Source organism: Streptomyces sp. PA03-1a (assembly GCF_033792805.1).
Taxonomy (GTDB): Bacteria; Actinomycetota; Actinomycetes; order Streptomycetales; family Streptomycetaceae; genus Actinacidiphila.
Map to the genome: position 1 here is coordinate 1 of NZ_JARAVO010000319.1, position 8,868 is coordinate 8,868.

Genomic DNA, 8,868 nt, shown 5'->3' on the forward strand with positions numbered 1-8,868 from the left:
GTCGTCGACCCCCGCCTCGTCCGCGATCGCCTTGGCCGTCAGCGGGTTGTCACCGGTGATCATCACCGTGCGGATGCCCATCCGCCGCAGCTCGTCGAACCGCTCCCGCATGCCCTCCTTGACCACGTCCTTCAGGTGGATGACACCCAGCACGCGGGCCGCGCCGTCCTCCTTGACCGCCACGACGAGCGGCGTACCGCCCGACTGCGATATGCGGTCGACCAGGGACTGCACCTCCTCGCCGGCCCGGCCGCCGTTCTCGGCGACCCACGCGGTCACCGCGGACGCGGCGCCCTTGCGGACCTGGCGGCCGTCGACGTCGACGCCGGACATACGGGTCTGCGCGGTGAAGGGCACGAACGCGGCGTGCCCGAGCTCGCCCTCGTGACGGGCCCGCAGACCGTACTTCTCCTTCGCCAGGACGACGACGGAACGGCCTTCGGGCGTCTCGTCGGCCAGTGAGGACAGCTGCGCCGCGTCGGCGAGCTCCGCGTCCCCGACACCGCCGACCGGGAGGAACTCCGCGGCCTGGCGGTTGCCGAGCGTGATGGTGCCGGTCTTGTCGAGCAGCAGGGTGTTCACGTCGCCGGCGGCCTCGACGGCGCGGCCGGACATGGCGAGCACGTTGCGCTGCACCAGGCGGTCCATGCCGGCGATGCCGATCGCCGACAGAAGCCCGCCGATCGTCGTCGGGATGAGCGCGACGACGAGCGCCGCGAGGATGACGATGCTCTGCTCGGCGCCCGCGTAGATCGCGAACGGCTGCAGGGTGACGACCGCGAGCAGGAAGACGATGGTCAGCGAGGCCAGCAGGATGTTCAGTGCGATCTCGTTGGGCGTCTTCTGCCGGGCCGCGCCCTCCACGAGGGCGATCATCCGGTCGATGAAGGTCTCGCCGGGCTTGGAGGTGATGCGGACGACGATCCGGTCCGACAGCACCTTCGTGCCGCCCGTGACCGCGCTGCGGTCACCACCGGACTCCCGGATGACCGGGGCCGACTCACCGGTGATCGCCGACTCGTCGACCGACGCGACGCCTTCGACGACATCGCCGTCACCGGGGATGATCTGCCCGGCCTCGACGACGACGTGGTCGCCCAGCTTCAGGCCGGAGGCCGGGGCCTCCTCCTCACGGAGCGAGGTGGCCCCCGGCCGCCAGTCGATCAGCCGGCGGGCAACGGTGTGGGTCTTCGTCCGCCGCAGGGTCTCGGCCTGCGCCTTGCCGCGGCCCTCCGCGACGGCCTCGGAGAGGTTGGCGAAGAGCACGGTCAGCCAGAGCCACACGGTGATGACCCAGGCGAAGACGCTGGGGTCCTTGATCGCCGAGAGGGTGGTCAGGACCGCGCCGACCTCGACCACGAACATGACCGGGTTCTTGATCATGACCCGGGGGTCGAGCTTCTTGACCGCGTCCGGCAGCGAGGTGAGGAGCTGCTTCGGGTCCATCATGCCGCCGGAGACCCGGTGCGGCTGCTGCGGCCCGGTCGGGGCGCCCCCCGGCGACGCGGGGGGTTCGAGGGTGGTCAGGGACATCAGGACAGACCTTCCGCGAGCGGACCCAGCGCCAGGGCCGGGAAGTAGGTGAGGCCGACGACGATCAGGATCACGGCCGTCAGCAGGCCGACGAACTGCGGCCGGTGGGTGGGCAGCGTGCCCGCCGTGGCCGGCACCGGCTGCTGCCGGGCCAGGGAGCCCGCCAGCGCCAGGACGAACACGATCGGCAGGAAGCGGCCGAACAGCATGGCCAGGCCGAGCGCGGTGTTGTACCAGTCGGTGTTGACGGTCAGGCCCGCGAAGGCCGAGCCGTTGTTGTTGGCGGCCGAGGTGAAGGCGTACAGCACCTCGGAGAAACCGTGCGCACCGGAGTTGAGCATGCCCGCGCGCTGACCCGGCATCGCCATGGCGAGGCCGGCACCGATCAGGACGATCGCCGGGGTGGTGAGGATGTAGAGGGAGGCGAACTTCATCTCCCGGCCGCCGAGCTTCTTGCCCAGGTACTCCGGGGTGCGGCCGACCATCAGTCCGGCCACGAAGACCGCGATGATCGCCAGGATGAGGATGCCGTAGAGGCCGGAGCCGGTACCACCGGGGGCGATCTCACCGAGCATCATGTTGAAGATCGTCATCCCGCCGCCGATGGGCGAGTACGAATCGTGGAAGGAGTTGACGGCGCCCGTGGAGGTGAGCGTCGTCGACGCCGCGAACAGCGCCGACCCCCACACACCGAACCGCTGCTCCTTGCCCTCCATCATGCCGCCCGCCAAGTGGCCGGCCTGGCTGCTCACGCTGTGCAGCTCGTTCACCGTGATGATGGCGACCGATGCGGCCCAGATCACGCCCATCACGGCGATGATCGCGTAGCCCTGGCGGTTGTCGCCGACCATGCGGCCGAAGGTGCGCGGCAGGGAGGTGGCGATCGCCAGCAGGAGGTAGATCTCCAGCCAGTTGGTGAAGGGGTTGGGGCTCTCGAAGGGGTGGGCGGAGTTGGCGTTGTAGAAGCCGCCGCCGTTGGTGCCCAGCTCCTTGATGGCCTCCTGGGAGGCGACCGGGCCACCGGTCATGCTCTGGTGGTCGCCGACCAGGGTCGAGATCGACTCGACGCCGTGGAAGTTCTGCACGACGCCGCCGGCGACCAGCACGATCGCGAACACGAAGGCGAGCGGGAGCAGCACGCGCACGGTGATCCGGGTGAGGTCCACCCAGAAGTTGCCGATGCGGTCGGTCTTCTTGCGGGTGAAGCCCCGGATGAGGGCCGCGACGACGGCGACGCCGACGGCGGCCGACACGAAGTTCTGCACCGCGAGACCGGACATCTGCACCAGGTGGCCCATCGTGGACTCACCAGAGTAGGACTGCCAGTTGGTGTTGGTGACGAAGGAGGCGGCCGTGTTGAAGGACACGCCGGGCGTCACGGCGGGCATGCCTATGGACAGCAGCAGGTGGTTCTGCAGCCGCATGAAGCCGTAGAGGAAGAGGACGGAGACGGCCGAGAAGGCCAGCACGCTCCGCAGGTATACGGACCACTTCTGGTCCGCGTCACCGTCGACCCCGCCGAGCCGGTACGCGAAGCGCTCGACGCGCAGGTGCTTGGCGGAGGTGAGGGTGTGGGCCATGTAGTCGCCCAGCGGCCGGTAGGTCAGGGCCAGCGCGCCGACCAGCGCGAGGATCTGGAGCCAGCCCGCGAGGGTGTCGTTCACTAGAACTTCTCCGGGTAGATCAGTGCCAGCACCAGGTAACCGACCAGGGCCACGGCGACGACGAGTCCGACGACGTTTTCGATGCTCACAGCCGCTCCGCCCCCTTGGCCACGAGGCCGAGCACGGCGAAGACAGCGACGGTGAGGACGATGAAGGCCACATCTGGCATGCGGAGACACCCCGGAAGTCGTGTGGGGACGATGCCGTGTACCCGGTCGGGCCCGCGGCGCCGGTAAAAAACCGGTGTACGTAGCGAAGCGCCCCGCAGTGCCCCCGACGGGCTTCGTTAGCGGGTTCCTGACGCGGCCCCGGAGCGGCTTGACGCCACTTTGACGCCGCCCGGCGGAACGGGTGACGGGGGTGACGTGGCGCGTCGGCGGGGCGGTCGGCGGGGCTCGGAGCAGCGACGACCCCCGAGCGGGCGTGGCCGGCCGCAGCGGGGGTCGGGGGGCGAGGAGGGCCGTCCGGCCCGGTGGTGCGGAGCGGACTCAGAACCGCACGTAGACGTTCTTCGGCTGGGTGTAGGACTCCAGCTCCTCGATGCCCTCCTCGCGGCCGACGCCCGAGTTCTTCACCCCGCCGAAGGCGGTCCCGGGGATGTGCGCGGAGCTGGCGTTGATCCACACGTAGCCGGCGCGCAGGTCGCGGGCCGCGGCCATGGCGGTGTGCAGGTCGGTGGTCCAGACGCTGGCGGTCAGGCCGTACGGCAGTGCGTTGGCCTCGGCGATCGCCTGGTCGTACGCGTCGAAGGGCGCCGCCACCAGCACCGGTCCGAAGATCTCCTGCCGGAACAGCGGCCCGGAGGGGCCGGCGTGGGCCGCGAAGAGGGTGGGCCGTACGTAGTAGCCGGGCCGGTGCGGGGCGCTGCCGCCCGCGACGAGGCGGAGGGCGGGGTCGGACAGTCCCGCCCGGATGTAGGAGGTCACCTTGCGGTAGTGCTCCTCGGAGACCAGGGGGCCGATGTCCGTGGTGGGGTCCGCCGGGTCGCCGAGGCGCATGGCGTCCATGCGCCTGCCCACTTCCTTGACGACGCGCTCGTACAGGGAGCGGTGGACCAGCAGGCGGGACGTGGAGCCGCAGCTCTGGCCCTGCCAGGTGAAGTTCATGCCCGCCATCGCGCCGTCCACGGCCGCGTGCACATCGGCGTCGGCGAAGACGACCAGCGGGTTCTTGCCGCCCAGTTCGAGGGTGACCGTCTTGACCGCGGCGCTCGCCGCGCGCGCCTGGACGCGACGTCCCGTGGTGGACGAGCCGGTGAACGCGATGCGCGGGACGTCGGGGTGGGTCACCAGCCGTTCGCCCGCCACGGAGCCCAGGCCCGGCACGATGTTCAGGACCCCGGGCGGTACGAGGCCGGCGGCCAGTTCGCCCAGCCGCAGCGCGGACAGCGAGGTCGCCTCGGCGGGCTTCAGGACGACGGTGTTGCCGGCGAGGAGCGGTGCGGCGATGCGGGCGGCCGCGAACATCAGGGGATGGTTCCACGGGATGATCCGCCCGACGACGCCGAAGGGGTCGCGCAGCGTGTAGTCGAGGGCGTCGTGGTCGGCCATGGGGACGGTCTCGCCGCGCAACTGGAGGGCGAGTCCGGCGAAGTAGCGCAACTGGGCGGCGGCGACGCGGAAGTCGCCCCGCATGACCGCGACCGGGCTGCCGTTGTCCATGGTGTCGATCCAGGCCAGTTCCTCGCCGTGCTCCTCGATCGCCTCCGCGAGGGCGACCAGCACCCGCGCCCGGTCCGTCACGGAGGTGGCCCCCCACGCGGGCGCCGCCGTACGGGCCGCCTCCACCGCGTCGTCGACGTCCGTGACGCCGCCGAGGGGTATCCGGGTCACCACCGTCTCGTCCGCGGGATTGACCACGTCCAGGGTCTGGCCCGAGGCCGCGTCGGTCGCCTCCCCGCCGATCAGCATGTGCCAGGGCCGGTCCACGATCTCGCCCGCGGTCGGTCGTGCGCCGGTCGCGCCGTACGGATTCGACAGCTCCGAAGTACGCATACACTCCAGATTTGCACCCGTACGTGCCGTATACAGTGATTGAACGTTTTATATCGGCAAACACCGCGTATAGCGCAGGCCAAACGGCCGGGCGGGGCCGCGGGCGGTCGGCTCAGCCGTCCAGCCAGCCGCGTTCATGGGCGAGGAGCGCGATCTGGAACCTCGTGCGGGCGCCGAGGGCGGTGCCCGCCTCGCTGACGTGCTTCTGCACCGTCCGGCGGCTCACGCCCAGCACCCTGGCGATGGCGTCGTCCTTCATCCCCGTGGCCATGAGGTGGAGGATCTCCCGGGTCCGTTCGTCGGTCTCCACGGTCTCCCGCTCGCGGCGCGCGACGGGCCAGTCCTGGCGGCTCTCCAGTGACACCGGTGTCGCACGTTCCCAGATGCCCTCGAAGAGCGCGGCGCACACCTCGATCAGGGCCGGGGAGTGCACCACCAGCGATCCCGCCGAGGGCCGGTCGCCCTGGAGCGGGAGGAGGGCGGCGGTCCGGTCGAAGAGCGCCAGCTTGACGGGGAGCCGGGTACCGAGGCGGAACTCACCGCCCACCGCGGTGCCGCGCAGCGCGGTCTCCAGGGACACGTCGTCGGTGAAGCCGTCGGCCTCGTACACCGACCGCAGCCGTACGCCCGGGGCGACGGCGGTACGGTCCGGGTCCCGGTGGCCCGAGTCGTCCTCGGTGCCGGTCACGTAGGGCGGCTTGGCCAGGTGCAGCACCTCGCTCCTGCTGCCCTTGAGCAGGTACGCGTAACGGGCCGCGACCTCGTCGCCGTGCTCCAGGACCTCCACCAGGTTCGGCGCGCCGGGGTGCGCGACGGAGCGGTAGAGCTCGTCGAGCTGCTCCATGAACAGCTCGGTACGGGCCAGTTCGCTCCGCCTGCGGGCGAGCAGGGAACCCAGCGAGGAGCGCGGCGGGCCGGCCTTCCAGCGCGGGGAACCGCCGGGGATGCGGATGACCAGGAGTTCGTCCTCGAGGCCCCGCAGCGCCCGCTCGGCCTCGTCGGCGGACGTGCCGACCGCCTCGGCCACCGCGGCGGCGTCCGCCGAGGGGTGGCTCACCAGGTACTCCAGGACCCGGCCGCCCAGGGGGCCCAGCCCCGTCCCCGCCCAAGGACCGCCCGATGAGACATCCATGCAGCCTGCCACCCCTGTACGTCCGCGCCCCGCGTGATGATCGTACGCCTCGCGGAAAGGCCGGCGGGGGCCCGGTCCGGCGTGCGCCGGTCCGGGCCCCCGTCGGGGTGGTGCGGTGTGGCGGCCGCTCAGCGGCAGGTGCCCGCGGGGCGGGCCCGGGTCACCAGGTCGGTGTCCGTGGTGGTGGTGTCCATCCACAGGACGCGGCTGCCGGTGCCTGCGGCGGCGTTCGACTGCTGGCCCTTGCTGCAGGAGACCCGGCCCAGCGGGGTGCCCTGCGGGGTGAACTGGTAGAGCTTGGCCAGCGAGTCGTTGTAGTCGTCGAAGACCTGTGAGAACGAGGCGTACACGGTCAGCGTGACCGCGGTGTCCGACGCCGTGAGGCCGAACGCCCGGACGGGGCGCGGGCCCCTCTCCGCGATGACGTCGGTGACGGTGGAACCGTCGACGGACGCCCGGCGCAGGGTGGTGAAGTCGTCGTCGGTGTAGTCGGTGTCGATCAGCCAGTACACCCCGGCAGCGGTGATCACCGGCGTGCTGATCCACTCCGGCTGCGAGGCCGCGCCGAGGACCGCGGTCTTCCCGGTCCGGGTGTCGAAGACCTCCACGACGACCCCGTAGGTGCCGTCGAACATGCCGTCGTGGATGTATGCGATGCGCCCGTCCTTGACGGCGGGCTCGACCGCCTGGTTGTAGTCCCGGCCGAGCGGCACCTGACGCGGCGTGGTGTCGCCGCCCTTCAGGTACAGGACCTGCTGCAGCGAGGTCGCCTCGTCACGGCGGGACCAGGCGACCGTGTCGCCGTCCACGCTCAGACCGCTGATCTCCGAGGTGGTGCTGTACAGCGTCTTGACGGCGCCGCCGCCCACGGGCGCGGACAGGATGTCGTAGGTGTGCAGCCAGGGGTCGTCGCCGGGGACGTCGCCGACCGCCACCCACACCACGCGCTTGCCGTCGGTGACGGGGCTGAGGTGGGAGCGTCCGTCAACCGGGGAGATCCGGCGGGGCTTGCCCTTGCCGTCGGTGCGGCCGGTCCACACGGCGTACGGCTCGGTGCCGTCCGCGCTGGACCTGGGGGCGGCCCACCAGTCGCCGTGGGCGCTGGGGCTGTTGCCGGTGCCGACGTACTGCATCAGGGTGCCGAGCCTGCCCATCAGCACATCGCTGTCGAGGCCCAGGTCCTGCTCCCAGCCGGGGACGATGCCATGGGCGTCGAAGGCCTTCTTCACCTTGGCCAGGCGGTCGCCCTTGACGTGCAGCGACCTGGCGGCGGCGATGACGGCGTCGCGGCCCTCGTCGAAGCCGTCGAGGGGCGTGATGTAGGAAGTGAGGGCCTTGTAGACGATCTGGTCGGCGAGTTCGCCGCCGAGGCTCTCGCGGATGTCCCACAGCGAGCCGCTGAAGATCGTGGAGTTGACGTGCACTCCGCCGTTGTCGTAGGACGAGCCGAGGGGCAGCCCGAGGAAGCCCTTCGTGGTGGCGCCGTCGTTGAGGTCGCGGAAGGCGCAGTCCTTCGGTGCCCGCGTCCGGCAGAGGTCGCCGCCGATGAGGCCGGCCTCGGGGTCGGTCATGGAGGTGCCGTTGACGGTGACGTCGATGACGTTGCCGAAGTAGTCGGCGATGGCCTCGTTCATGGCGCCGGACTGGCCGGCGTAGACGAGGTCGGCGGTGTGCTCGACCACGCCGTGGGTCATCTCGTGGCCGACGACGTCCAGGTCGGAGGCGAGGGAGCGGTACTCGTCGTCACCGGTGCCGTAGACCATCTTGGTGTGGTCCCAGAACGCGTTGACGAACGGCGAGCCGAAGTCCGTCACGCCGACCAGGGAGTTGATGGCCATGCCCTTGCCGTCGAGGCTGTCGCGCCGGAAGGTGCCGCGGTAGAACTCGTACACCTTCCCGGCCGCCCAGTGGGCGTCCACCGCGCCGCTGTCGGTCATCTCCTGCGGCGCCTTCGTGGTCGGCATCGCGAACGGCACGACGCTCTCCGGCCACTGGCCCGACACGTCCTGGTACCAGACGCTGGAGGCGTCCCAGGTCTGGATGACGTTGTGGCTCTTGCTGTCGGCCATGTGCGCGGTGTCGCGCAGCAGGTACTGACCGGTGCCGGCGTCCTTGCTGAGGTTCAGCGGCACGGTGGTGCCGCTGAGCAGGATGCCGCTGCCGGTGACGCCCGTCGACCCGGTCGCGGCCGCGGGCGCGCCGCCCCGCATCGCGGTGCCGCTGCGCATGGACGTGCCGCTGCGGTGCGTGGCGCCGCCGGCGGAGCCGGTCGGGGCGAACGTGGGCAGGCCGCCGTACTCGAAGACCGCGACGCCGGTGGCGGCGTCGACGTAGACCTCCTGGACCACGGGGGCGCCGGTGGCCGGGTCGGTGCCGCGCACGGTGACGTGGCGGGCGAGCACGCCCTTGCCGGTGGGCAGCACGGTCAGCCCGCGGTCGGTGCCGGCCAGGTCGTCCTTGGCGCTCTTGGCGTGCGCGGGACGGTATCCGCCCTTCGCCAGCTCCGCGCGCACCTGACGCACCGCGCCCTGCACGGCGGTGGGGG

Annotated in this window: 6 protein-coding genes; all 6 read right to left on the reverse strand. The window is 71.3% G+C overall.

Annotation, left to right across the window (positions count from 1 at the left end; genetic code table 11):
- Positions 1–1,533, reverse strand: a 1,533-nt coding sequence (gene kdpB / locus PV341_RS41280) for a potassium-transporting ATPase subunit KdpB (protein WP_500360524.1), incomplete at its 3' end; no start/stop codon positions are given.
- On the reverse strand, positions 1,533–3,197 hold the full coding sequence (gene kdpA, locus PV341_RS41285; RefSeq protein ID WP_500329331.1) for a potassium-transporting ATPase subunit KdpA: 1,665 nt from the start codon (positions 3,195–3,197) through the stop codon (positions 1,533–1,535). The genes kdpB and kdpA, both read right to left, overlap by 1 nt.
- Complete coding sequence (gene kdpF, locus PV341_RS41290) at positions 3,197–3,286, reverse strand: K(+)-transporting ATPase subunit F (protein WP_326579416.1); 90 nt, start codon at positions 3,284–3,286, stop codon at positions 3,197–3,199. The genes kdpA and kdpF overlap by 1 nt, the downstream gene beginning before the upstream one ends.
- 399 nt (positions 3,287–3,685) lie before the next feature.
- Positions 3,686–5,191, reverse strand: coding sequence for an aldehyde dehydrogenase family protein (locus tag PV341_RS41295; protein WP_500360526.1), 1,506 nt, complete (start codon positions 5,189–5,191; stop codon positions 3,686–3,688).
- 112 nt (positions 5,192–5,303) lie between these two features.
- Complete coding sequence (locus tag PV341_RS41300; RefSeq protein ID WP_500360528.1) at positions 5,304–6,323, reverse strand: helix-turn-helix transcriptional regulator; 1,020 nt, start codon at positions 6,321–6,323, stop codon at positions 5,304–5,306.
- Positions 6,324–6,451: 128 nt separating this feature from the next.
- A partial coding sequence (locus tag PV341_RS41305) for a M4 family metallopeptidase (protein WP_500360530.1) occupies positions 6,452–8,868 on the reverse strand: 2,417 nt, incomplete at its 5' end.

Coding starts and splice junctions, on each gene's coding strand:
- PV341_RS41295 (WP_500360526.1), bottom strand. CDS start 5,191: ATGCGTACTTCGGAGCTGTCGAATCCGTACGGCGCGACCGGCGCACGA.
- PV341_RS41300 (WP_500360528.1), bottom strand. CDS start 6,323: ATGGATGTCTCATCGGGCGGTCCTTGGGCGGGGACGGGGCTGGGCCCC.